Here is a 24,108-nt window from a genome sequence, read left to right on the forward strand (position 1 = left end):
GGCTCAGTCTACGGGCGCGGCCCGGCCCCCGGTCCAGGTCGTCGGGGCTCGGCACAATGGCCTCATGACCTCACGCGCTCTGACGGTCGGCTTCGACCTCGACATGACCCTCATCGACTCCCGGCCCGGCATCAGGGAGGCCTACCGGGCCCTGTCCGCCGAGACCGGAACGTACATAGACGCCGATCTCGCCGTCACCCGGCTCGGCCCGCCCCTGGAGGAGGAGCTGCGCCACTGGTTCCCCGCGGAGCAGATCGAGGCGATGGGCGACCGCTACCGTGAGATCTATCCCACACACGCCATCGCCCCCACGCTCGCCATGCCCGGCGCCCGTGAGGCGGTCGCGGCGGTGCGCGCGCACGGCGGCCGGGCGATCGTGGTGACGGCCAAGCACGAGCCGAACGCGAAGCTCCACCTGGCGCACCTGGGCATCGAGGCGGACGCGGTGATCGGCTGGCTGTGGGCCGAGGCGAAGGCGGAGGCGCTGCGCGAGCACGACGCGGCGGTGTACGTCGGCGACCACACCGGTGATGTACGCGGCGCGCGTACGGCGGGCGCGCTCTCCGTCGCGGTGGCGACCGGGCCGTGCGACGCAGCGGAACTGCGATCGGCGGGCGCGGACGCCGTGCTCACCGACCTGGAAGCGTTCCCGGCCTGGCTCGACGCGTACGTCGCCGGGTCCGCCGCTAAGTAGCCGCTGACTTGGCCTGACGGCGCTGGACGGCGATACCGCGCAGCACTCCCGCCACGGCGACGACGAAGCCGACGCCCATCAGCATGCACACCGCGTACGCGATGGGCGGGAAGGGGTCGGTGCCGAGGAACAGCGGGGCCACCGTGACCAGAGTGGCCACGGCTCCGACGAAGAAGACGATTGCCCCGGTCCGGACCAGGCCGTCGCCCGGTCCGGCGGAATTCGCTTGGGTTTTGTCACGCACCCCACCAGGGTAGTTCCCGGGGCGAAGGAAGAATCCGGGGACGTCTTGTCACCGGCCCCCGGACCAATAGTCTTGGTGCTGGCGGGTCGGGCGACCCGCTGTAGTGCTATCCAGAGCCGTTTTCCGCGGCATAGACGCGTACGACGACAAGTACGAGGACGAGGACTTCAGGTGCCTACCGGCAAGGTCAAGTGGTTCAACAGCGAGAAGGGCTTCGGCTTTCTCTCCCGCGATGACGGCGGCGACGTCTTCGTGCACTCCTCCGTACTGCCCGCAGGTGTCGACACACTCAAGCCCGGCCAGCGCGTCGAGTTCGGCGTCGTTGCAGGCCAGCGCGGTGACCAGGCCCTGTCGGTGGCGATCCTCGACCCGACGCCGTCGGTGGCGGCGGCCCAGCGGCGCAAGCCCGACGAACTGGCGTCCATCGTCCAGGACTTGACCACCCTCCTCGAGAACATCACGCCGATGCTGGAGAAGGGCCGCTACCCCGACAAGGCGTCGGGCGCGAAGATCGCCGGTCTGCTGCGCGCGGTCGCGGACCAGCTGGACGTGTAGTTACCGGCCGAATTTCCGGCCTGCTTATCGGCCGAAGGCGAGTGCGTCGGGCGCGAGGGGCGGTACGAGCCCCTCCGCCGCCGCTCGCGTAAGCAGCCCGCGGATCGCCGCGTAGCCGTTCTCGCCCAGGTCGGCCGTGAACTCGTTCACGTACAGGCCGATGTGCTGGTCGGCGACCGCCGGGTCCATTTCCTGCGCGTGCTCCTGGACGTAGGGGCGCGACGCCCCGGGGTCGTCCCAGGCCATCCGCACCGACGTACGGACGGTGTCCGCGAGCTGCCGCAGCCGCTCCTCGCCCAGGGACCGCTTGGCGATGATCGCGCCGAGCGGGATGGGCAGGCCCGTCGTCCGCTCCCAGTGCTCGCCCATGTCGGCCAGGCAGTTCAGCCCGTAGTTCTGATAGGTGAAGCGCGCCTCGTGGATGACGAGGCCCGCGTCGACCTTGCCGTCCCGCACCGCGGGCATGATCTGGTCGAAGGGCAGCACCACGATCTCGCCCACGCCGCCGCCGGTCAGGGTGTCCGCGGCCCAGAGCCGGAACAGCAGATACGCCGTCGACTTCTCGCTCGGCACCGCGACCGTCTTGCCGGTCAGGCCGACGCCTTCCTCGCGGGTCAGGACCAGCGGCCCGCAGCCACGCCCGAGCGCGCCGCCGCAGGGCAGCAGGGCGTACTCGTCGAGGACGTAGGGCAGGACGGCGTACGACACCTTCAGCACGTCGAGTTCGCCGCGCTCGGCCATGCCGTTGGTGATGTCGATGTCCGCGAACGTGACGTCGAGTCCGGGGGCGCCGGGCACCCGGCCGTGGGCCCAGGCGTCGAAGACGAAGGTGTCGTTCGGGCAGGGCGAGAAAGCGATGTGCAGGAGGTCCGGGTACGGGGTCGCGTCCTGCGCGGGCGATTCAGTCATGCCGTTTCCAACTCTCCAGTACGGGCGCGAATTTCCCGAACGCGCTTCCCAGCGCGCCCAGCGCCTCGCCGATCCGCCAGGCCGCGCGGTCCCGCGGTCCCACGGCGTTGGAGACCGCGCGTATCTCCAGGACGGGCAGTGCGTACGCGGCGGCGGCCTCGGCGACCCCGAAACCCTCCATCGCCTCGGCGAGCGCGCGCGGATGGCGGCGCCGCAGTTCGGCGGCGCGCTCGGCGGAGCCGGTCACGGTGGAGACGGTCAGGACGGTGCCGGTCAGGCCGCCGCAGGCCCCGGCCGCTTCCCGTACGAGGGAAAGGGGCGGCCGGTGGGTGACGGCACCGAACCCCAGTTCGGTTACGGGCAGGAACCCATCGGGGGTCTCGGCGCCCAGATCGGCCACGGTGATCTCGTCGGCGAACACGACGGAGCCGAGCGGTGCGTCGGGCAGGAAGCCGCCGCCGATCCCGGCGGAGATCACCAGGTCGTACGGGGCGCGCGCGAGGGCCGCGGCCGTGTGCGCCGCGGCGGCCGCGGGGCCCACCCCGACGGCGACGGCGTCAGCACGAGCGGGCAGCGAACCGGCCACCGCGTCCCGTTCGGCGGGGACTGCGGTGGCCACCAGGATCCGCGGGCTTTCGGAGATCAACGGCGCGGAGATGTCAGGCGTCGGCGTTCTTGAGCTTGAAGTTCCACACGCCCTTGAACTTCTGGCCGTCCTTGTCCTGCTCCACGATGCTGATGTAGAGCTTGTCCGGCGCGGGCTGGCCCTGCTGCGGGGCGAAGAGGTCGATGCCCTCGAAGGCGTAGTACGTCTTCTTGGAGGGGTTGGTGACCTGCTGGCCGTTGACCCACAGGGCCCAGCCGGTCTTCGCCACCTCGGGGTCGACGCCGATGCGCAGCGTCTCGCCCTGGCCCACGGAGATCGACTTCGAGGCCTTCTTCAGGGCGCACTTGGCGGCCTTCGCACGACCGATGTCGTCGCCGTCGTCGTAGCAGGTGGCATCGGAGTTCACCGATTCCTTGCCGACCGTCACGGTGGCGAGCGGCGTCGGCTTGTCGCAGGCCGACAGGACGAGGAGTCCGGCGGAGACAGCGCCAATGGCGGCCACGGAACGGCGGCCGCGCGCCGAGCTGAGAACGTGTGCGGCTCCGCCGCGGAGCAGGGAGGTCATGGGCGAAGGCTATCGGGCACCCCGTGCCGTCCCGCCACGTGGGGGTCGCGGCGTGCCGCAGCGGTGGATCCGGTGGGCCGCGCCCGGTGATTTGTCCGGCTCACGCCACCCGGGGGCGGCGCTTCCCGCCGTGCCGGGCGGCCGACAGCAGGCTTCGTACGGTCGAGAGCCAGCCCGCGGCGACGATCGCCGCGGCCACCGAGAAGCCCAGTACCCCGTTCAGCGGCAGGGCCATGCCGATTCCGCCGCCCACCACCCACGCCACCTGGAGGATGGTCTCCGAGCGGGCGAAGGCGGACGTGCGGACCTCTTCCGGGACGTCCCGCTGGATCAGCGCGTCCAGGGACAGCTTCGACATGGCCTGCGCGAAGCCCGCCACCGCGCCCAGACAGGCGACGCCCACCGCCCCGAAGAACACCGTCGCGGTGATCGCCACGCCGAGCACGATGCCGACGACGGTCACGATGATGATCTCCGGCGCCCTGGACTTCAGGCCGGCGCCGACCGCGGTGCCCAGCGCGTTGCCCGCACCGGCCGCGACTCCCACTATCCCCAGGGACACCGCGGCGCTCTGGCCGCCGAGCGGTTCCTCGCGCAGCAGGAAGGCGAGGAAGAAGATGAGGAAGCCGGACAGACAGCGCAGTGCCGCGTTCGCGGCGAGGGCGTGCGTGACGGCGGGCCCGACCGTACGCAGACCGAGGCGCCGCTTCCTGGACGTGTCCGCCGCGGCTTCGGCGCGGGCGTGCAGGTGCAGATGCTCCTCGTCGGCGGCGAGCAGTGCCTTGTGCTCGCCCTTCGCCGAGTCGACCTTGGGCGGCAGCGAGAGGGAGAGGAACATCCCGACGATGAAGATCACGAAGGCGCCGTAGAGCGGCCATCTCGGGCCGAGGGCCTGCAACCCCGCCCCGATCGGCGCCGCGATGCCGGTGGCCAGCAGCCCGCCGAGCGTGACTCTCGAATTGGCCTTGACCAGGGAGAAGCCTCTGGGCAGCAGCCGTGGCACCACCGCGCTGCGTACTACTCCGTATGCCTTGGACGCGACCAGGACGCCGAGCGCGGCGGGATAGAGCTCAAGGCTGCCGGTGATCACCGCTTCGGAGAGCAGCAGGGCGAGCAGGGCGCGGGCCAGCATCGCGGCGGCCATCGCATAGCGGCGGCCGTGCGGGAGGCGGTCGAGGAGGGGGCCGATGACGGGGGCGAGGAGCGTGAAGGGCGCCATGGTGATGGCGAGATAGAGGGCGACCCGGCCGCGGGCCTCGTCCGTGGGGACGGAGAAGAAGACCGTCGAGGCGAGGGCGATGGTGATCATGACGTCGCCCGCGCCGTTCACGGCGTGCAGTTCGATGAGCTTGCCGAGTCCCGACTCGCCCGCGCCGTGCGCGTGCGTGGCCTTGCGGATGCCGCGGGCCGTGCCGGTGAACGGCAGGTGCAGGGCACGGCCGACCCGGCGGACGGCCCGGCTCAGCACCGGGCCCCGTCCGCCTCGGTAGGACGACGACCTTGCGGCAGTCACCTCGTCATAGTGCCCCCTATTGGGCCTCACAAGTGCGGATCGGCCGCGGGGTAAACGGGTGGGCGGGTCGTAAACCGCCTCGAAGCGGCGGTATCGCGGGTGGCCGGCGCAGGGGGCCGGGCACGCCGGTGTAGGCCCAGGGGCCAGGAGAAGGTAGCGTGCGTAGCGCGCCTGCGGCGGTTGTTCTTGGCCGCGCGCCTCTCGGTCATCCCGCAGAATGGATGACGTAGGTGCGCCCGAGGACGTTCGGGCGCGGACGTCGACGCGGCCCTCCGGTCCGCTCCGTCCGCACCCCCGCGTAAGGGTGGCGCACTCGTGAGACGGCGTAATGGAGAAGCGATACCTGTGAGCGCAGCGACAACGCGAAGCCGTACCCCGCGTACTCCCGACCGCCTGTGCGCCGAGGCGGTGGGCCTTGCCAGGGACGCGGCCGAGGAGGCCGCCGCGCCCGGTGTGGTCGGCGAGCACGTGGAGGTCGTGGTCGAGGGCGACCGCGTCGTCACGCACCTGTTCGAGTGCAAGGAATTCGGCTACCGCGGCTGGCGCTGGGCCGTGACGGTGGCCCGTGCCTCGCGCGGCAAGGTCGTCACGCTCGACGAGACGGTGCTGCTTCCGGGGCCCGACGCGCTCCTTGCCCCCGAGTGGGTGCCGTGGAGCGAGCGGCTGCGTCCCGGTGACATGGGTCCGGGGGACCTGCTCCCCACGGACGCGGAGGACCTGCGCCTCGAGCCCGGCTTCTCGGGCGAGGAGGAGCCGCCGCCGAACTCCGTGTTCTCCGAGGAGATGGCGGAGCTCGCCGAGGCGGAGGACGCCGAGATCACCGCGGGGCCGCCCGCCGATCTGCCGTCCGCGCCGGCGCGCGGCTCGATCGCGGCGCTCGCCGACGAGCTCGGCATGCGCCGGGCGCGTGTCCTGTCCCGGTACGGGCTGCATGCGGCGGCCGACCGCTGGGAGGAGTCGTACGGCGCGAAGACCGCGATGGCGCAGGCCGCGCCCGCGTCCTGCGTGAGCTGCGGCTTCCTCGCGCCGATCGGCGGGTCGCTCGGGCAGGCGTTCGGGGTGTGCGCCAATGAGTTCGGTCCTGCGGACGGGCATGTGGTGTCTCTCGCTTACGGCTGCGGGGGGCACTCGGAGGCGGCCGTGATGCCGGCTCCTTCGCGCCCCGCCGCGCCGGTCCTCGACGAAACCCGCGTGGACGCGCTCCCCCTGCGCCCGTCCCCCGACTCGGGCTCGGTCCCCCAGGAAGCGACGTCAGAAGAACTCGGCCACTCGTAGCTCCCGCTGGGGGTGGCGGTCCCTTGGCCAGGGGGGCTTCAGGGGTTCGCTTCGGCTGCGGGGCGGTGGGCTGCTTCTCCGCGCTGCGCGCGGCTTTCCCGCCCACCCACCCGTTTGCCCGGTGGTGGGGGCTGTGTTGTGGGGGCGGTCGGCTTTTTGTCTGCGGGCCGGAGGGCTGTCTTCCGCGCTGCGCGCGGTTCTTTCCCGCCCACCCACCCGTTTGCCCCGTGGTGGGCAGCGTTGTGGGGGCAGTCGGTTTCCTGCCTGCGGGCCGGTGGGTGGTCTTCCGCGCTGCGCGCGGGTGTCTCCCGCCCAGCCACCCGGTTACCCCGGATGCTTCCCGTCTGTCTGGCCTGTTGCGCTGTGGTGGGCTGTCTTCCGCGCTCCGCGCGGGTTTTCCCGCCCACCCACCCGATGCCCCCGGATGTCTCCCTCCCCGCCTCATTGACCCGCAGGGCAACGGGCGGGTGGGCGGGGAAGAGTCGCGCGGAGCGCGGGAGTGGTGAGGGCGGCTGCCCCCGCCTGCGTGGGGTGCTGCGGGGCAATCGGGCGGGTGGGTGGGAGACGTCCGGGTGGAGTGTGGGAAAGGCGCCGGTCGGGTGCAGGTGGGGCTCTGGCCCGGGCGGCTGGTCCTGTGCCTGGTAGGCGGGAGGCGCCCCGCGTGGAGCGCGGAGTCGTACCGCGGGGCGATGGACCGCGTATGGCCCCCGGCCAGTTGAGGGCTGCCGATCATCAGGTGCGCCGCGGGACGCGATAGCGTTCGGCGCGCGAACCGAGTGAGGGAGACGACACCGTGAGCAAGACCGTGCGGCCGGCGGCCGAGGGTACTGACCCGTTCGGCACGGCACGGCTCCGCCGGGGAGTCCTCGATGCCTGGGCGGCGAGCCCTGCCCGCTTCCGGGAGGACGCCAACGCCGAGGAGGACCTCGCCCTCGGCGGCTACCGCGACCGCCTGATCGTCGAGCTCGCCCAGAACGCCGCCGACGCGGCGGCAAGGGCCGGCGCCCCCGGCCGACTCTCCCTCACCCTCCGGGACGGAGTCCTCGCCGCCGCCAACAACGGCACCCCCCTGGACGCCACCGGCGTCGAATCCCTCTCCACCCTCCGCGCATCCGCGAAGCGGGAGGAGCAGAACAACGGAGCCGTCGGACGGTTCGGCGTCGGCTTCGCCGCCGTGCTGGCCGTTTCGGACGAGCCCGCCCTGGTGGGCCGGACCGGCGGCGTCCGCTGGTCCCTGGGCGAGGCACGCGAACTCGCCGCCGACACCGCCCGCTTCAGCCCCGGCCTCGGCGACGAGATCCGCAGGCGCGACGGGCACGTGCCCCTGCTCCGGCTCCCCTTCGCCGCCGAAGGAACCGCCCCGGAGGGGTACGACACCGTCGTCATCCTGCCCCTGCGCGACGCCGCCGCCGAGGACCTCGTCGTACGGCTCCTTGAAGGCATCGACGATGCCCTTCTGCTTGCCCTCCCCGGGCTCGAAGAAGTCGTCGTCCAGGTCGGCGAGCACCCCGCCCGCACCCTCCGCCGCACCGCCGCACCCGACCACGGCTTCGTCGACATCGCCGACAGCCGTGACGGCGACACCCGCTGGCGCACCGTCAGCACACAGGGGCCCCTGGAGCCCGACCTCCTCGCCGGCCGCCCCGTGGAGGAACGGCTGCGGCCCCACTGGTCCGTGACCTGGGCCGTACCCACCGACCGCGAAGGCGCCCCCGAGGCCCCCCGCAGCGCCCCCGTCCTGCACGCGCCGACCCCGAGCGACGAGCCCCTCGGCGTGCCCGCGCTGCTCATCGCCTCGTTCCCGCTCGACACCACCCGGCGGCACGCGGCGCCGGGCCCCCTCACCGACTTCCTGGTGCAGCGCGCGGCCGACGCGTACGCCGAACTGCTCGCCGGCTGGCGGCCCGTCGGCGAAGGCATCATCGGCCTCGTCCCCGGCCCGCTGGGCAAGAGCGAACTCGACGGCGCCCTGCGCCAGGCCATCCTCGACCGGCTGCCCCGCACGGCCTTCCTGCCGCCCGCCGTCGAAGCCGTCCCCCAACAGGACCCCGACGTACCCGAGTGGGAGGTCCCCGTCGCGCTGCGGCCGCGTGACGCGGAGGTCGTGGAGGGCGCGGGCGCCGACACCGTACGGGTGCTCGCCGACGTCCTTCCCAGCCTGCTGCCCGCGGGCCTCGAACGGCGTGCCGAACTGCGCACCCTCGGTGTCGCGCGCGTCCCGCTGACCGAGGCGATCGACCGCCTGGCCGGTCTGGAGCGCGACGCGGACTGGTGGCACCGGCTCTACGACACCCTCGCCGGTGTGGACCCGGACCGGCTCACCGGGCTTCCCGTTCCCCTCGCCGACGGCCGTACCACCATCGGCCCCCGCCAGGTCCTGCTCCCCGTCATCGGCGACGACAGCGACCCGGCAGCCCTCGTACGCCTCGGTCTGAAGGTCGCGCACCCCGACGCCGTGCATCCCCTCCTGGAGAAGCTCGGCGCCCTGCCCGCCACGCCCCGCGCCGTCCTGACGACCCCGCAGGTCCGTGCCGCCGTCGCCGCGTCCCTCGACGACGACACGTGGGACGAGGACGCCCTGGACGCCGAAGAGCTCGCGGACATCGTGCTCTCGCTCGTCCGCGACGCGAACCTCGCGCCCGGCGACGAGCCCTGGCTCGGCGCGCTCGCCCTCCCCGACGACGAAGACGGCGAACTCGCCCCCGCCGGTGAACTCGTCCTGCCCGGCAGCCCTTTCGCGCAGGTCATGCGCGAGGACGAACTCGCCGCGGTGGACGCCGACCTCGCCGAACGCTGGGGCGAGCAGCCGCTGGCCGCGTGCGGTGTGCTCGCCACGTTCGCCCTGGTCCGCGCCACGGACGTCGTACTCGACCCCGATGAGCTCGACCCGCGCGAGGGCGACTTCGCCGAGCCCGACGACGCCGGGCTGCTCGACGCGGTCGACGTGTGGTGCGAGGACGTGCTCGACCGGCTCCCGGAGACGCCGGTGCCGCCGGTCGCCACCGAGATCATCGCCGTACGGGACCTGGATCTGGTCGACGAGGACTGCTGGCCGCAGGCCCTGGCCATGCTCTCGCGCCCGCCGCTGCGGGACGCGCTCACGCAGCCGCTGCGGATTCTGCTGCCGGACGGCACGACGGAGAGCGTCCGGTCGTACACCGCGTGGTGGCTGCGCGGGAATCCTGTCCTCGGTGGCCGCCGCCCCGCCGGTCTGCGGGCCTCGGGCGGCGACCCGCTGCTCGAAGGGCTCTACGACGCCGCCGACGCCGCCGGTTTCGACGACGAGCAGGTGCTGCGCGCGCTCGGCGTCCGTACGTCGGTCGCCGCGCTCCTGGAGGAGCCGGGCGGCGCGGCCGAGCTGCTCGACCGGCTCGCTGACCCGGAGCGAACCGTTTCGGCGGCCCAGCTGCACGCGCTGTACGGCGCCCTGGCCGATCTGGACCCGGAGCAGGTGACGCTGCCGGACGAGGTGCGGGCCGTGGTGGACGGGGAGGTGGTGGTGGTCGACGTGGCGGACGCGGTGGTCGCCGACGCGCCTGACCTGCTGCCGGTCGCGGGCGGGGTCGCGCTGCTTCCCGTGGCGCCTCGCAAGGCGGGGGACCTGGCCGAGCTGTTCCAGGTGCGCAGGCTGAGCGAGACGGCGGCGGGGGAGCCCTCGGGGGAGGGGGTCGAGCATCCGGTGCCGGATTCCGTGCGGGTGCTGCTGGGTCCCGCCACCCCGGAGACGTACGTCGAGTACGAGGAGCTGTTCGTCGGGGACGTCGAGCTGGACTGGCGCAGGACGCCTGACGGCACTGTGCACGCGGCCACGCTTGAGGGCGTGGGCGCGGGGCTCGCCTGGGCGGCGGGGCAGTGGCCTCGGCGGTTCGAGGTGGCGGCGCTGCTGGAGGATCCCTCCCGGACGGATGAACTGGAACGGGACCGCTGGTTCGACTGAGGCGGCTGCGGGTGCTGCTGCGGGTGCGTGGGGGCTGGTCGCGCAGTTCCCCGCGCCCCTTCGGGGGCGGAATCTTTGCGTCCAGAACCCGGTCACAAAATCTTCACTTCTTGTGCAACCAGACGCCCTGGTCGTGTGTCTGATCTTGCGAGTCAACAGACTCCTAGATCACTGGGCTCCGCGTGACATCCCCCACCAGACCGCGGAGCTCCCTTCCCAACTGGGGAACACATGCGCATTCGTGCCACCGTGGCCGCACTGTCCGGCACCCTGGCCCTGTCCGCCCTCGTCGTGCCTGCCGCCCAGGCGGCCGACGGGCCGAACGTCCCGAAGTTCGCGCCCTTCGCAGCCAACGCCCCCGCCGACGAGGTCGAAGGCGACACCAAGATCACGAAGGTCACCGTCAACGGCGGCAAGAACATCGTGCTCGGCACCACCGACAAGAAGAAGATCAGCATCGCCGTCACGGCCACCGACCCCGAGGGCATCTACGACGCCGATGCCGCGCTGTGGCACGGCACGGACGTCGAGAGCGACATCGACGGCCTGATCTTCTCCGATGAAGGCGGGGTCACCTGCAAGGTCGTCAACGCGACCACCTCCACCTGCACGGCCAAGGTCACGGTCGACCCGAAGCTCGACCTGTACAGCAACATCCTGGCCGGCAAGTGGAAGGTGTCGGCGTACGCGATCGGCAACGACGGCGACTACATCGACAAGGACGTGGTGGCCTCCACCAGCATCCAGCGCAACGCCCGCCTCACCACCAACGCATCCCCCGAGCCCATCAAGAAGGGCAAGACCCTCACGGTCACCGGCGCCCTCACCCGCGCCAACTGGGAGACCTCTAAGTACGCGGGTTACACCAAGCAGTCCGTGAAGCTCCAGTACAAGAAGAAGGGTGCGGCCTCCTACTCCACCCTGAAGACCATCACGTCCGACTCCAAGGGCAACCTGAAGACGACCGTGAAGGCCTCCGCGGACGGCTACTACCGCTACGTCTTCGCCGGTACCTCCACCACCCCGGCCGTCACGTCCACCAGCGACTTCGTCGACGTGCAGTAAGAACGGCTCACGCCGGAAAGCGGCGGTCCACCCAGCGGAAGACGACCTCGATCACCAGCGAGGCCGCCGCCGCCATCGCGACCGCCGCCCACGGCATCGTCGTGCCGACCAGCTTCAGCTGGAAGAAGTCCTGGAGCCACGGCACGGTGAGCACCAGCAGGAAGCCGAGACCCATCGCGCCGATCAGGCAGAGCCGCCACCACGTGTAGGGGCGGGCGATGATCGCGAGGACCCACATGGCGATCAGGAACAGCGCCAGCGTGGCCGCGCTGGTCTCGGCTTCCCGCGCTCCCGCGCCCGAGTAATGGCTCCGGGCGAGGAGATACGTGCAGAACGTCGCCACGCCCGCGACGACCCCGCCCGGGATCGCGTACCGCATGACCCTGCGTACGAAGTGGGGCTTGGCCCGCTCCTTGTTGGGCGCGAGGGCGAGGAAGAAGGCGGGGACGCCGATCGTCAGGGTGGAGAGCAGCGTGAGGTGGCGGGGCAGGAAGAGGTACTCCACCTGTGTGCAGACCACCAGCAGCGCGATGATGACCGAGTAGACGGTCTTCACCAGGAACAGCGTCGCGACCCGCGTGATGTTGCCGATGACCCGGCGGCCCTCCGCGACCACCGAGGGCAGCGTCGCGAAGCTGTTGTTCAGGAGCACGATCTGGGCCACCGCCCGCGTCGCCTCCGAGCCCGAGCCCATCGAGACGCCGATGTCGGCGTCCTTCAGGGCCAGTACGTCGTTCACGCCGTCGCCCGTCATCGCGACCGTGTGGCCGCGTGACTGGAGGGCGCCCACCATGTCCCGCTTCTGCTGCGGGGTCACCCGGCCGAAGACGGAGTTGGCGTCCAGGGCCTCGGCCATCTCGTCCTGCTCCGTGGGCAGGCGGCGGGCGTCCACGGTGTTCTCCGCGCCCGGCAGGCCCAGCTTCCCGGCGACCGCGCTCACCGAGACCGCGTTGTCGCCGGAGATGACCTTGGCGCTGACGTCCTGCTCCTCGAAGTACCGCAGGGTGTCGGCGGCGTCCGGGCGGAGCCGCTGCTCCAGGACGACCAGGGCGGTCGCCCCGGCCCCGTCGGCCACGTCCGGGTCGTCGAGTTCACCGGCGGCGCGGGCGAGGAGCAGCACGCGCAGGCCCTGCTGGTTGAGCTCCTCGATCTCGGCGAGGGACGGGTCCTTGTCGGGCAGCAGGACGTCGGGGGCGCCGAGCAGCCACGTCGAGTTGTTGCCGTCGCCCTCGCTGAAGGAGGCGCCGCTGTACTTGCGGGCCGAGGAGAAGGGCAGCGATTCGGTGCAGCGCCACTCCTCGCTGTCGGGGTACGCGTCGATGATCGCCTGGAGCGACGCGTTCGGCCGCGGGTCGGACTCGCCGAGGGCGCCGAGGACTTTTCGTACGTACGCCTCGTCCGAGCCGTTCAGCGGGCGCAGTTCGGTGACGTCCATGCCGCCCTCGGTGAGGGTGCCGGTCTTGTCGAGGCAGACCGTGTCGACGCGGGCCAGGCCCTCGATCGCGGGGAGTTCCTGGACGAGGCACTGCTGGCGGCCCAGCCGGATGACTCCTATCGCGAAGGCGACCGAGGTGAGGAGCACGAGCCCTTCGGGGATCATGGGCACGATCCCGCCCACGGTGTAGGCGATGGACTCCTTGAAGTTGTCGTCCTTGACGACGAGCTGGCTGATGATCAGGCCGATCGAGGTCGGGACCATCAGCCACGTCACGTACTTGAGGATCGTGGAGATGCCGTTGCGCAGCTCGGAGTGGACGAGCGTGAAGCGGCTCGCCTCCTCGGCGAGCTGCGCCGCGTATGCCTCGCGGCCCACCCGTGTCGCGGTGAACGCGCCGCCGCCCGCGACCACGAACGAGCCCGACATCATCTTGTCGCCGGGCTTCTTGATGACCGGGTCGGCCTCACCGGTCAGGAGCGACTCGTCGACCTCCAGGCTGTCGGTCTCGACCGCCTCGCCGTCCACCACGATCTTGTCGCCGGGGCCCAGCTCGACCAGGTCGCCCAGGACGATCTCGGAGGTGGAGATCTCGGCCGCTCTGCCGTCGCGCCGCACCGTCGGCTTGGACTCGCCGATGACCGCGAGTCCGTCCAGGGTCTTCTTGGCGCGCAGCTCCTGGATGATGCCGATGCCCGTATTGGCGATGATCACGAAGCCGAAGAGGCTGTCCTGGATCGGCGCGACGAAGAGCATGATCACCCAGAGCACGCCGATGATCGCGTTGAAGCGGGTGAAGACGTTCGCCCGGATGATCTCGGTGGTGGACCGGGAACTGCGGACGGGTACGTCGTTGACCTCGCCGCGTTCGACCCGCTCGGCGACCTCGGCGGCCGTCAGGCCCGTCGCGCGTCCGGTGGGCAGCTCCACCGGGTGGACCGGGTCGAGCTCGGCGCCCGCGTCGATATGCGTCATGGCATCGACGGTACGGGCGGGATGGGGGCTTCACCCCTTGAGCGCCCCAAAGATCCGACCACGGTAGGACAGGGACACTCCCGTGGTTGTACGGCGCCTCGCCGGGACCGGGCGGAACGGACTACTCCGTCGCGGCTGCCGCCTTGCGCTCCGCGTCCCGCTTGATCGCGGCGTCGCGGCCCCGTACGTACCAGATGCCGATCAGGCCGAGGCCCGCGCCCGCCAGGCAGGTCCACACCCACCAGGTCGCGTCGCGGTCGTCGAACCAGCCGTAGAACGGCAGCTGCACCAGGAAGAGGACGAACCAGAGGATCGTGCCGCCGACGATGGTGGCGACGACGGGGCCCTCCAGGGGCTCGGGCGCCTCGTGCTTGGGGGTCCACTTCTCCATGCGCACAGCTTACGAGTAGCCGGTGCGGGCCTCCGCGGGGGCCGGTGAGGCCCGGTGGCACAGGGGTCTACGCGCGGAGATAGCGAATTCCCCTTCATGTATTCATACTGAAACGGCTCGTTAATGGCTGGTTGTTTTCGTAAGAAGAAACAAATCGATCAGCGGCCACCGCTTAACGATCTTCCCTTTCTCTGCGTTTCTCTGAGTCCACGAGGTCCCGCATGCCTTCCTCGGCCACCACCCCGGTCGACGCCAAACCGCCGACGCCCCCGCAGGGAGGCATCGACGGTTTCTTCAAGATCACCGAGCGGGGTTCCACCCTCGTCCGTGAGGTCCGGGGAGGCTTCGCCACCTTCTTCGCGATGGCCTACATCATCGTGCTGAACCCGATCATCCTCGGCAGCGCGAAGGACATGTACGGGCACCAGCTCGACAACGCCCAGCTGGTCACCGCGACCGCCCTGGTCGCCGCCTTCACCACGCTCCTGATGGGCGTCATCGGCAACGTCCCGATCGCGCTCGCCGCGGGCCTCGGCGTGAACACCGTGGTCGCCCTCCAGCTCGCGCCGCGCATGTCGTGGCCCGACGCGATGGGCATGGTCGTCCTGGCGGGCTTCGTCGTGATGCTGCTCGTCGCCACCGGTCTGCGGGAACGCGTGATGAGCGCCGTGCCGCTCGGCCTGCGCAAGGGCATCGCGATCGGCATCGGCCTCTTCATCATGCTGATCGGCCTCGTCGACGCCGGCTTTGTCTCGCGCATCCCCGACGCCGCGCACACCACGGTCCCGCTGCAACTGGGCGGCGACGGACACCTCAACGGCTGGCCCGTACTGATCTTCGTGCTCGGCACGCTGCTCACGCTCTGCCTGATCGTGCGCAAGGTGCCCGGCGCGATCCTCATCAGCATCGTCGTCATGACGATCGTGGCGATGATCGTCAACGCGGTCGCGGAGATTCCCTCCTGGGGCCTGACGACTCCCGAGTGGCCGGGCAACCCGGTCAGCACACCGGACTTCGGGCTCGTCGGTCAGATCAGCCTGTTCGGCGGCTTCGGGAAGGTCGGCCTGCTCACCGGCATCCTCTTCGTCTTCACCGTGCTGCTGTCCTGCTTCTTCGACGCCATGGGCACGATCATGGGTATCGGCGACGAGGCCAAGCTCACCGACGCCAACGGCAACATGCCGGGCATGAACAAGGTCCTGTTCGTCGACGGCATCGCGGTCGCCGCGGGCGGCGCCTCGTCCGCCTCGGCCACCACCTGCTTCGTGGAGTCCACGGCGGGCGTCGGCGAAGGCGCTCGTACGGGCTTCGCGAACATCGTGACCGGCGGCCTCTTCGCGGTGGCGCTCTTCCTCACGCCCATCGCGACGATGGTCCCGTCCCAGGCGGCCACGCCCGCGCTGCTCGCGGTCGGCTTCCTGATCCTGTCCGGCTCGATCGGCCAGATCGACTGGGCCGACTTCACCATCGCCATCCCGGCGTTCCTGACGATGATGATGATGCCGTTCACCTACTCGATCACGAACGGCATCGGCATCGGCTTCATCACCTTCACCGTGCTGCGCCTCGCGTCGGGCCGCGGCCGTGAGGTGCCTGCCGCGATGTACGTCGTGTCGGCCGTCTTCGCCTTCTACTACCTGATGCCGGCGCTCGGCCTGACCTAGGCCGCCGGCGTTGTTCGAGTGCCTGCGGGGCGGCCATCAGGCCGCCCCGTAGAACTTTTCCGTCTCCTCGACGGCGCTCTGGAAGCGCTCGTCGAAGTCCCCGCGGACGAGCGTCCCGACCACGTAGTCCTGGACGCTCATGCCCCTTCTGGCGGCGTGCTGCTTGAGCCGGTCGAGCAGCTCACCGTCTATTCGCAGGCTGAGCACTGTCGATCCCATACATGACAGGGTCGCTGCCGCCGCGCGGCCCGTGTCTCACTTTCCGCAGCCACCTCACTCATATGGGTGACGTAAGGGTTCCGGGCGACGCGTCGCGGGAATCGAGGTGGTCTTTAGCTAGAGTAATGAGTTACTCTAACGAACATGCCGGACCTCTCCCATGGTGACGACGCCGCCGCCGTGAACTCACTGCGCTCCGCCGTGATGCGCCTGTCCCGTCGACTCAAGCACCAGCGGGTCGACGAGTCGCTGAGCCCCACCGAAATGTCGGTGCTCGGCACCCTCGCCCGCTGCGGCCACGCCACCCCGGGCGAGCTGGCCCGCAAGGAGCACGTGCAGCCGCCGTCGATGACCCGCATCGTCGCGCTGCTCGAAGCCAAGGGTCTCGTCCGGCTCGAGCCGCACCCCGAGGACCGCCGCCAGAAGGTGGTGACCCAGACGGAGACGGCCGAGGCCATGCTCGAGGAGAGCCGCCGCAAGCGGAACGCCTGGCTGGCTGACCTCGCCGAGCATCTCGACGACGACGAGTGGGCGCGACTGCGCGCCGCCGCTCCCGTCCTGGAGAAGCTCGCGCACCTGTAAGAAGCGCTCACGGCGGGCCGCCCGCCGTGAGCCGCAAGACCGCACCACGCCAAGGAGGCGAACCGCCTTTGAGTACGGGATCCGGAGCAGACTCCGCCCCCGCACCAACCGCCCTCGACACCCCTGCCGCCAAGTCGTCGATGTTCAGCTCGCTGAAGATACGCAACTACCGGCTCTTCGCCTCCGGCGCCGTTGTCTCCAACACCGGCACATGGATGGCCCGCATCACCCAGGACTGGCTGGTCCTGAGCCTCACCGGCTCCTCGGCCGCGGTCGGCATCACCACCGCGATGCAGTTCCTGCCGATGCTCCTGTTCGGTCTGTACGGCGGCGTCATCGCGGACCGCTTCGCCAAGCGCAAGCTGCTCTTCTGCACCCAGGGCGCGATGAGCATCAGCGGCCTGTTCCTCGCCACGCTCACCCTGAGCGGACACGTCCAGGTCTGGCACGTCTACCTCGCGGCCTTCTTCACCGGCCTCGTCACGGTCGTCGACAACCCGACCCGGCAGTCCTTCGTGTCCGAGATGGTGGGCCCCGACCAGGTCCGCAACGCCGTCTCGCTGAACTCCGCGAACTTCCAGTCCGCCCGGCTCATCGGCCCCGCCGTGGCCAGTGGTCTCACCGCCGCGGTCGGCCCCGGCTGGGCGTTCCTGGCCAACGGCCTGTCCTTCCTCGCGCCGCTCACCGGCCTGCTGCTGATGCGCACCCGCGAGCTGCACCCGACCCCGCGCAAGCCGCGCGGCAAGGGACAGCTGAGGGAAGGCCTGAACTACGTCTCCAAGCACCCCGAGCTGATCTGGCCGATCGTCCTCGTCGGCTTCGTCGGCACCTTCGGGTTCAACTTCCCGATCTGGCTGAGCGCCTTCGCGGACGACATCTTCCACGGCGGCGTGGGGATGTACGGGCTGTTCAACACCCTGATGGCGATCGGCTCGCTGGCGGGCGCGCTGCTCGCGGCCCGGCGCGGCACGTCACGCCTGAGGCTGCTCGCCGGGGCGGCGATGGCCTTCGGCGTGCTCCAGATCGTGGCCGCGTTCGCGCCCGAGCTGTGGATGTTCGTCGCGCTGATCGTGCCGATCGGCATCCTGGGCCTGACGGTGAACGTCACCGCCAACTCCTCGGTCCAGATGGCCACGGACCCGGAGATGCGCGGCCGCGTCATGTCCCTGTTCATGATGGTCTTCACCGGCGGAACGCCGCTGGGCGGCCCGCTCTTCGGCTGGCTCGCCGACGCGTACGGAGTGCGCGTCAGCATGGCCGCCGGTGGTCTGATCTGCGCCGTCGCCGCGGTCGGCGTCGGTCTGATGCTGGCCCGCGCCGCGAACCTGCGGCTGAAGGTGGATCTGCGGCGGGGACAGCAGCACGTGCAGTTCGTGCCGCGCGAGCAGCTGGCTACGGCGGCGTGAGCTTTTGACTACGGCGGCGTGAGCTCCTGGCCGGTCACACCCGCCGGGCCAGGATCTGGCCCGGCCAGGTGCCGTTCTGCTCGACGAAGGCCTCGGTCCGCGTGAAGCCGTTGCGCTCGTAGAACGCGACGAGCTTGCCGTCACCGCCCGCGTAGCAGTCGACCCGGAGCAGGGAGATCCCCTGGCTCCGGGTTTCTTCTGCCGCGTGCGCGAGGAGGGCGGCGCCCGCGCCCGTCCCGTGCCGGGAGGCCAGCAGGTGGACGTACCGCTCCGGCTCCTCTACGGGGGCGATGTACGACCCGGGTCCGTCGGTCAGGGTGAGCGTGCCGACCGGCAGTCCGCCGATCTCCGCGATCCAGGCCGAGCCGGTGGTGAGGTACTTCTCGACCAGGGCGATGGTCTTGGGGTTGGTCGACCAGGGTTTGTCGCCCCACTGTCCGGTGCGGCCCTGCGACACGAGCCAGGCGACGGCTTCGTCGAAGAGGGCGAGCACGGTGGGGATGTCGTCGGGGCCGGCGGGACGGATGGTTATGTGGCTGTCCATGTGCCATCCCTCCCCGGGCGTGCGCCCGGATATCCGGACGGATCATCCAGCCCGTCCGGCGTTTGAGGACGAACTCGGCGGAGCCGGTGATTGCGGCCACCAAGGCCACCGCGCCGGCGGCCCGCGGCGCAGCCGCAATCAGGTACGGCCGGGAAGGGGCGGGGTTGGGGAGAGAACCGGCCGGAGGCCAGACTCACCGTATGAGACTCTTCGCGGCCGTACTGCCGCCCTCCGCAGCGGCGGATGAACTGGCCAGGGCAGCGGACAAGTTGAAGCACCTGCCGGGCGCCGCAGACCTCCGCTGGACGCTCCGCGAGAGCTGGCACTTCACCCTCGCCTTCATGTCCGAGGTGGCGGACACCACCGTCCCGGAGCTGTCCGACCGCCTCTCCCGCGCGGCACGGCGCACGCCCCCCTTCCCGCTCTCCCTCCACGCCGGAGGCCACTTCGGGGACCGCGCCCTGTGGGCCGGTGCCAAGGGCGACGTCGAAACCCTGCGCCTCCTCGCCCGGAGGGCGGACGCCGCGGCCCGCAAGTCCGGCATCACCATGGAGGAGCACCGCCACTACCGCCCCCACCTGACACTGGCCAGGGGCCGCGGCGAACCGTCCCTCCGCCCGTACGCCGACGCCCTCGCGGACTTCGGGGGCGCGCAGTGGACCGTGACCGAGCTGACCCTCGTACGAAGCAATCTGCCCGTGAGCGGGGTGCCGGGGGAGCGGCCCCGTTATGAGGTGGTCGGTCGATGGCCACTGGGCGGAGCCGGTTAACCTCGACTACGTGGACCCGAAAACCAGGAACCGGATCATGGCCGGTGTACTCGTGCTGATGTTCCTCGTCGTGGCGGTCGCGGCCGCGGTCGGCCAGTGAGGCGATGACCGCGGCCGCGTAGAGCTGCCGCCCTCGGTTACTGCTGCCTGCTACCAGGCGAAGGACTCCGGCGACGGGCCCGGCCCCGGGAAGATCTCGTCCAGGGCTTCGAGCAGCTCCTCCGAGAGTTCGAGCTCGACCGCGCGCAGGGCGCTGGTGAGCTGCTCCGAGGTGCGCGGACCGACGATCGGCCCGGTGATGCCGGGCCGGGTGAGCAGCCAGGCGAGCGCGACCTCGCCCGGTGCGAGGCCGTGCTTGTCGAGCAGGTCCTCGTACGCCTGGACCTGCGCGCGCACCTCGGGCTTCGCGAGTTCCGCGGCGGCCCGGCCGCCGGTGCGCCGCTTGCCCTCGCCTTCCTTCTTCAGCACGCCGCCCAGCAGTCCGCTGTGCAGCGGTGACCACGGGATGACGCCGAGGCCGTAGTCCTCGGCGGCCGGGATGACCTCCATCTCGGCGCTGCGTTCGGCGAGGTTGTAGAGGCACTGCTCGCTGACGAGGCCGTAGCTGCCGCGCCGCTTGGCGGTCTCGTTGGCCTGGGCGATCTTGTATCCGGGGAAGTTCGACGAACCGGCGTACAGGATCTTGCCCTGCGTGACGAGGGTGTCTATCGCCTGCCAGATCTCGTCGAACGGCGTGCGGCGGTCGATGTGGTGGAACTGGTAGATGTCGATGTAGTCCGTCTGAAGCCGCTTGAGCGATGCCTCGACGGAGCGGCGGATGTTGACCGCCGAGAGCAGGTCGTGGTTGGGCCACGCCGGCTTTCCGTCGGTGGCCATGTTCCCGTAGACCTTGGTGGCGAGCACGACCTTGTCGCGCCGCTCGCCGCCCTGCGTGAACCAGGTGCCGAGGATCTCCTCGGTGCGGCCCTTGTTCTCGTCCCACCCGTAGACATTGGCGGTGTCGAAGTAGTTGATGCCCGCGTCGAGCGCGGCGTCCATGATCGCGTGACTGTCCGGCTCGTTCGTGAGCGGCCCGAAGTTCATGGTCCCGAGCGTGAGCCGGCTGACCTTGAGCCCTGTGCGTCCCAGCTGCGTGTACTTCATGGTTGACCAGCCAACGACTTGGAGTGGGCTCTATGCAAGGGGGCGGGACGCGGGGGTGATCAGTTGCGGGGCCGGGGGATGACCGGTCGCGGGGGAAGTCGTCACGAACCGCCCAGCCAGCCCGCCGCGTCGAGGCGGAACGCGTCCGGCGGCACGACCGTGCGCAGGTCGTCCTCCATGGCGCGCAGGCGGCCCGCGCCCAGCTGCTTCGCCCACTCCGCGTGCAGTTCGTCGAAGATCGCGGCCGAGCGGCGCAGCGCGTCGATGCCGTGCGGGGTGAGGCGGATCAGTTTGCGGCGGGCGTCGGCCGGATCGTCGGTGCGTTCCGCGTAGCCGAGGGTGATCAGGCGGTCGGTGGTCTTGCCCGCGGCCTGCTTGGAGACGCCGAGCCGCCTGCCCACCTCGCTGGCGCTTGCGCCCCGTACGCCGATGGCCTGCATGGCGAAGCCGTGGGCCGGGCGGACGTCCGGGTGGCCCTGGCTGGCCAGCTCGGCGTGCAGCCGGTCGATGAGGGTGCGGAATCCGGCGAAGAGGAGCAGGGGCAGCTCGAAGCCGGGGACGTCGTCCTCGGGCGGCTCTTCCTGCTTGCGGGGCTCCGTGCTGGCCTTGTTGCGGGGATCGACAACCTGGTTTACCTTTTTTTCGTCAACCACGTTGTCCATCGTAGGGGGTACCTCATGTTTGCCGAGTACACCGTCGAGACCGCGCCCGCGGAGTCCCGTGCGGCGATGGAGCGTACGGCCGCGGCCTTCGGCAAGACGCCGAGTGCGGTGGCACGTCTCGCCGAGTCGCCCGAACTGCTCAACGGCTTCCTGGAGTTGAGCGCGTCCTTCGAGCGGACGACGCTCGAACCGGTGGCGCGGGAAGTCGTCGTCATGACCGTCGCCGTGCGCAACGACTGCCACATCTGCGTGGCCATGCACACCGGCAAGCTGCGCAAGCTGGGCGCGGATGCCGGGCTGGTCGCCGCGTTGCGCGAGGGCCGTGCGCTGGGCGACGAACGGCTCGAAGCCGTACGTCAGTTCACCCTTGAGGTACTTGCCACCGCCGGGGGAGTCGGGGACGAGGAGCTGAAGCAGTTCCTCGCGGCGGGGCACACGGAGCGGAACGCCCTGGAGGTCGTGATGGGCATCGGTACGTACACGATGTCGACGCTCGCGAACCGGCTGACGCGCGCCGCGTGACGCGGGCCCGGCGGGGCAGGGGCGACGCACAGGCGGTTCACGGCGACGCACAGGCGGTTCACAGCGTGCCCTGAGGGAACGCACCGGAACCGCCCCTACCGTCGCGGACATGGCAGCAGACAGGGGCATCGACCGGCGCAAGGCCCTGGTGCCCGGCGGTGCCGCCGCCGGGATGGCCGGAGCGTACGACGACGAACGGCTGGCCAGGGCGGCCGTCCGGGCGCTCGTCGCCGAGGCCGAACTGACGCCGAGGGCCGGTGCGGTCCGCGACGACCTCACCGCCGTGCGGTGGGCGGCGCAGGCGCTTCAGCCCGGCTTTGCCGCCATGGCGGCCGCCGCCCGCAGGAACGCGGAGCCGACGCGGGAGCTGCGCGAGGAACTCGGCTTCATCGGCCGGTCCACCGAGCGGTCGATGCTGCGGGCCACCGGCGGGGTCAACACGCACCGCGGCTCCATCTGGTCCCTCGGCCTGCTGCTCGCTTCGGCCGCACTGCAACCCGGCGCCCCCATTGCGGAGTTGACCGCCACCGCCAAGCGCCTCGCCACCCTGCGGGACCGCTCGGCGCCGCGGCTTCCCTCGCCCGGATCGACGGTCTCCGCGCGGTACGGGGCGGCCGGGGCGCGGGGCGAGGCGCGGGCCGGGTTTCCGCATGCGCGGCGGGCGTTGGCGGCCCTGCGCGCGGGGACCGGGCGGCCGGATGTCCTGCTGTCCCTCATGAGCACCCTCCAGGACACCGGCATCCTCTACGCTGCGGGACCGCACGGCCTGCGCGCGGTGCAGGCGGGCGCGCGGGACATCCTCGACGCGGGCGGCACCACGACGCCCGACGGCGCCGCCGCCCTCGCGTCGCTCGACGCCGACCTGCGGCGCGGGGAACTGCGCCCGCGGGGCAGCGCGGCGCTGCTGGCCTGCGGCATCTTCCTCGACGACGTGGCATCGACGTGGCCGCCGAAACAGGGCCCCGCGGCACGGGGTCGTGCGGCACGGGATCGTGCGGTGACCGCGTGAGCGCCCCCCGGATGAGACCGGCGTCCGGAGCACCCCCGTTCGGCCCCGGACGCCGGCCGGCTCTCAGCGCCGGTACATGACCCGCCGCAGCGCCGCCTCCACCGGCCCCCGGCGGCCCGCCCGCTCCAGGGCGTACGCCCCCGCGACCGTCACCAGCCACACCCCCACCGCGAACAGCGCCATGGTCGCGCTCGTCAGATGTCCGCCCAGGCCGAGGCCCCAGTCGGCGAGGACCGGCGCGAAGAGCAGGGAGTGGGCGAGGTAGCAGGAGAGGGAACGCTTGCCCACGGCCGAGACGGCGGTGATGGCGGTGGCGGTGATGGTCGTGGCGGGGATGGCCGTGGCTCGCGTCCCCCCGCCCCGGCGGGGCTCCCGCGCCGCCCGGCCCTTCCACCAGTGGACGAACAGCGCCACGGCCGCCACGTAACCGAGCCCGGCCGCGTTCCCCGTGGCGTCCCGCAGCAGGGTCAGTACTCCGCTCTCGCTCTGTGCGTCGTCCGGGACGGTGATCGCCCCGACGTGGGCGAGAGCCGCGGGCAGCGCGCCCAGCCAGCCCACCGCGATGCCGATCACGGCGGTCCACCGGAGCAGCGGCAGATGGCGCCCCGGCTCTTCGAGTACACCCTTGCGCGCCGCCCAGAAGCCGAGCAGGAAGATGAAGTACGCCCCGCCCACCAGCGACAGCGGCGCCGCCGCGAAGGTGACGTACAGGCCGCTCGTGAAGCGGGTGCCCGCCGCCGCGAACCAGTTCCCCTCGTCCGCGCCATAGGCGTCCGCCCCCGGCTCTGCGCCCGCGTCGCCCAGCGTGCCCAACTCCCCCGAGAGGAGGGCCGATACGACGGGCTCGGCGGCAAGGAGCAGGAACTGGGCGGTGGCGATGCCGATCCACCACTTCAGGGCGCGGTCGCCGCGCCGCAGGAAGAGCCAGCCGAGGGCGAGGCTGAGGAGACCGTAGAAGCCGACGATGTCCCCGGCCATGAGCAGCGTGGAGTGCAGGAGCCCGATGACGACCAGGCACAGACTCCGCCGCCGCAGCACCCGCACGGCCTCGCGCTCCGGGGTCCCCGCCGCCCGCTGCCGCAGGAACAGCTGCATCATCCCGTACCCGAAGAGGAACGCGAAGAGCGGATAGATCCGCATGTCGAGGACGGTGATCATGCCGAACTGCACGACGTGATCGGCCCACCCGCCGTCCACCGGCTGCCACCCGGAGGGCCCGTGCCGGGCCGCCGTCAGATGGAACGCGGTGTTGGAAAGCACGATGAACAGCAGCATGATCCCGCGCGCGAGATCGGGCGCGAGGGCCCGCTCGCCGGGCAGAACGCCCGCCCGGCGGGGCACGTTCGGCGAACTCGGTGGTGTGACCCCGGGTGTTGCCGCACCGGCATCAGCGCTCTTGACCGTCATGCCTGAACGCTAAGA

23 protein-coding genes are annotated in these 24,108 nt (G+C 71.2%); 11 read left to right on the plus strand and 12 right to left on the minus strand.

Going from position 1 to position 24,108, the window contains the following annotated elements; all coding sequences use genetic code 11:
• Positions 1-64: 64 nt before the first annotated feature.
• Positions 65-694 (plus strand): HAD family hydrolase, encoded by a 630-nt coding sequence (locus tag ACQKIP_RS08530; protein WP_365860341.1) that lies wholly within the window; start codon positions 65-67, stop codon positions 692-694.
• Here ACQKIP_RS08530 and ACQKIP_RS08535 read toward each other — a convergent pair.
• The gene (locus ACQKIP_RS08535) at positions 687-938 is read right to left on the minus strand and encodes a hypothetical protein (protein ID WP_361194506.1); all 252 of its coding nucleotides are present in this window, start codon (positions 936-938) and stop codon (positions 687-689) included. The two genes, ACQKIP_RS08530 and ACQKIP_RS08535, sit on opposite strands and share 8 nt — an antisense overlap.
• A 171-nt stretch (positions 939-1,109) precedes the next feature.
• Here ACQKIP_RS08535 and ACQKIP_RS08540 point away from each other — a divergent pair, with 171 nt between their 5' ends.
• Complete coding sequence (locus tag ACQKIP_RS08540; RefSeq protein ID WP_076685560.1) at positions 1,110-1,493, plus strand: cold-shock protein; 384 nt, start codon at positions 1,110-1,112, stop codon at positions 1,491-1,493.
• A 24-nt stretch (positions 1,494-1,517) separates the two neighbouring features.
• Here ACQKIP_RS08540 and ACQKIP_RS08545 read toward each other — a convergent pair whose 3' ends face one another.
• The 4 genes from ACQKIP_RS08545 to ACQKIP_RS08560 form a co-directional block, all read right to left on the minus strand.
• The gene (locus ACQKIP_RS08545) at positions 1,518-2,402 is read right to left on the minus strand and encodes a 1,4-dihydroxy-6-naphthoate synthase (RefSeq protein ID WP_365860342.1); all 885 of its coding nucleotides are present in this window, start codon (positions 2,400-2,402) and stop codon (positions 1,518-1,520) included.
• Entirely contained in the window at positions 2,395-3,048 is a 654-nt protein-coding gene (locus ACQKIP_RS08550; RefSeq protein WP_365860343.1) for a futalosine hydrolase, read from the minus strand. Before ACQKIP_RS08550 ends, ACQKIP_RS08545 begins: the two co-directional genes overlap by 8 nt.
• A gap of 13 nt (positions 3,049-3,061) precedes the next feature.
• Entirely contained in the window at positions 3,062-3,574 is a 513-nt protein-coding gene (locus ACQKIP_RS08555; RefSeq protein ID WP_365860344.1) for a hypothetical protein, read from the minus strand.
• A 100-nt stretch (positions 3,575-3,674) separates the two neighbouring features.
• On the minus strand, positions 3,675-5,087 hold the full coding sequence (locus ACQKIP_RS08560) for an MFS transporter (RefSeq protein ID WP_427742597.1): 1,413 nt from the start codon (positions 5,085-5,087) through the stop codon (positions 3,675-3,677).
• Between the two features lie 345 nt (positions 5,088-5,432).
• On the opposite strand from ACQKIP_RS08560, the gene ACQKIP_RS08565 reads away from it, so the two are divergent.
• From ACQKIP_RS08565 to ACQKIP_RS08575, 3 genes are all read left to right on the plus strand, one after another.
• Positions 5,433-6,362 carry a DUF3027 domain-containing protein gene (locus ACQKIP_RS08565; RefSeq protein ID WP_365860345.1) on the plus strand — a complete coding sequence of 310 codons (930 nt, stop codon included), beginning with the start codon at positions 5,433-5,435 and terminating at the stop codon, positions 6,360-6,362.
• A gap of 793 nt (positions 6,363-7,155) precedes the next feature.
• Positions 7,156-10,299 carry a sacsin N-terminal ATP-binding-like domain-containing protein gene (locus tag ACQKIP_RS08570; RefSeq protein ID WP_365860346.1) on the plus strand — a complete coding sequence of 1,048 codons (3,144 nt, stop codon included), beginning with the start codon at positions 7,156-7,158 and terminating at the stop codon, positions 10,297-10,299.
• Between the two features lie 231 nt (positions 10,300-10,530).
• Positions 10,531-11,364: a calcium-binding protein gene (locus tag ACQKIP_RS08575; protein ID WP_365860347.1), complete on the plus strand. Its 834-nt coding sequence runs from the start codon at positions 10,531-10,533 to the stop codon at positions 11,362-11,364.
• Positions 11,365-11,371: 7 nt separating this feature from the next.
• Here ACQKIP_RS08575 and ACQKIP_RS08580 read toward each other — a convergent pair whose 3' ends face one another.
• Entirely contained in the window at positions 11,372-13,774 is a 2,403-nt protein-coding gene (locus tag ACQKIP_RS08580) for a cation-translocating P-type ATPase (protein WP_365860348.1), read from the minus strand.
• Positions 13,775-13,895: 121 nt separating this feature from the next.
• On the minus strand, positions 13,896-14,165 hold the full coding sequence (locus ACQKIP_RS08585; protein WP_365860349.1) for a DUF2530 domain-containing protein: 270 nt from the start codon (positions 14,163-14,165) through the stop codon (positions 13,896-13,898).
• A gap of 221 nt (positions 14,166-14,386) precedes the next feature.
• Here ACQKIP_RS08585 and ACQKIP_RS08590 point away from each other — a divergent pair, with 221 nt between their 5' ends.
• A complete protein-coding gene (locus ACQKIP_RS08590; RefSeq protein WP_365860350.1) occupies positions 14,387-15,829 on the plus strand; it encodes an NCS2 family permease in 1,443 nt (480 codons plus the stop codon).
• 36 nt (positions 15,830-15,865) lie between these two features.
• On the opposite strand, the gene ACQKIP_RS08595 is transcribed toward ACQKIP_RS08590, so the two are convergent.
• Positions 15,866-16,048 (minus strand): ribbon-helix-helix protein, CopG family, encoded by a 183-nt coding sequence (locus tag ACQKIP_RS08595; RefSeq protein WP_361194523.1) that lies wholly within the window; start codon positions 16,046-16,048, stop codon positions 15,866-15,868.
• A 144-nt stretch (positions 16,049-16,192) separates the two neighbouring features.
• Here ACQKIP_RS08595 and ACQKIP_RS08600 point away from each other — a divergent pair, with 144 nt between their 5' ends.
• Both ACQKIP_RS08600 and ACQKIP_RS08605 read left to right on the plus strand, forming a co-directional pair.
• The gene (locus ACQKIP_RS08600) at positions 16,193-16,630 is read left to right on the plus strand and encodes a MarR family winged helix-turn-helix transcriptional regulator (protein WP_365860351.1); all 438 of its coding nucleotides are present in this window, start codon (positions 16,193-16,195) and stop codon (positions 16,628-16,630) included.
• A 68-nt stretch (positions 16,631-16,698) separates the two neighbouring features.
• The gene (locus ACQKIP_RS08605) at positions 16,699-18,036 is read left to right on the plus strand and encodes an MFS transporter (protein ID WP_365860352.1); all 1,338 of its coding nucleotides are present in this window, start codon (positions 16,699-16,701) and stop codon (positions 18,034-18,036) included.
• A gap of 34 nt (positions 18,037-18,070) precedes the next feature.
• Here the strand turns inward: ACQKIP_RS08605 and ACQKIP_RS08610 are convergent, their stop codons facing one another.
• Complete coding sequence (locus ACQKIP_RS08610; protein ID WP_365860353.1) at positions 18,071-18,580, minus strand: GNAT family N-acetyltransferase; 510 nt, start codon at positions 18,578-18,580, stop codon at positions 18,071-18,073.
• A 200-nt stretch (positions 18,581-18,780) separates the two neighbouring features.
• Between ACQKIP_RS08610 and thpR the strand changes: the two genes are divergently transcribed.
• Positions 18,781-19,350 (plus strand): RNA 2',3'-cyclic phosphodiesterase, encoded by a 570-nt coding sequence (thpR, locus tag ACQKIP_RS08615; protein ID WP_365860354.1) that lies wholly within the window; start codon positions 18,781-18,783, stop codon positions 19,348-19,350.
• A gap of 150 nt (positions 19,351-19,500) precedes the next feature.
• Here the strand turns inward: thpR and ACQKIP_RS08620 are convergent, their stop codons facing one another.
• Positions 19,501-20,493, minus strand: coding sequence for an aldo/keto reductase (locus ACQKIP_RS08620; protein ID WP_365860355.1), 993 nt, complete (start codon positions 20,491-20,493; stop codon positions 19,501-19,503).
• A gap of 101 nt (positions 20,494-20,594) precedes the next feature.
• On the minus strand, positions 20,595-21,155 hold the full coding sequence (locus ACQKIP_RS08625; protein ID WP_365860356.1) for a MarR family winged helix-turn-helix transcriptional regulator: 561 nt from the start codon (positions 21,153-21,155) through the stop codon (positions 20,595-20,597).
• 15 nt (positions 21,156-21,170) lie between these two features.
• Here ACQKIP_RS08625 and ACQKIP_RS08630 point away from each other — a divergent pair, with 15 nt between their 5' ends.
• Together ACQKIP_RS08630 and ACQKIP_RS08635 are read left to right on the plus strand one after the other, a co-directional pair.
• Positions 21,171-21,677, plus strand: coding sequence for a carboxymuconolactone decarboxylase family protein (locus ACQKIP_RS08630; RefSeq protein WP_365860357.1), 507 nt, complete (start codon positions 21,171-21,173; stop codon positions 21,675-21,677).
• 172 nt (positions 21,678-21,849) lie between these two features.
• On the plus strand, positions 21,850-22,686 hold the full coding sequence (locus ACQKIP_RS08635) for a triphosphoribosyl-dephospho-CoA synthase (protein ID WP_365860484.1): 837 nt from the start codon (positions 21,850-21,852) through the stop codon (positions 22,684-22,686).
• A gap of 63 nt (positions 22,687-22,749) precedes the next feature.
• On the opposite strand, the gene ACQKIP_RS08640 is transcribed toward ACQKIP_RS08635, so the two are convergent.
• Positions 22,750-24,093 carry a DUF418 domain-containing protein gene (locus ACQKIP_RS08640; protein WP_427742606.1) on the minus strand — a complete coding sequence of 448 codons (1,344 nt, stop codon included), beginning with the start codon at positions 24,091-24,093 and terminating at the stop codon, positions 22,750-22,752.
• Positions 24,094-24,108 lie beyond the last annotated feature (15 nt).

Source organism: Streptomyces sp. NPDC059900, from assembly GCF_050270335.1.
In the GTDB taxonomy this organism is placed as follows: Bacteria; Actinomycetota; Actinomycetes; order Streptomycetales; family Streptomycetaceae; genus Streptomyces.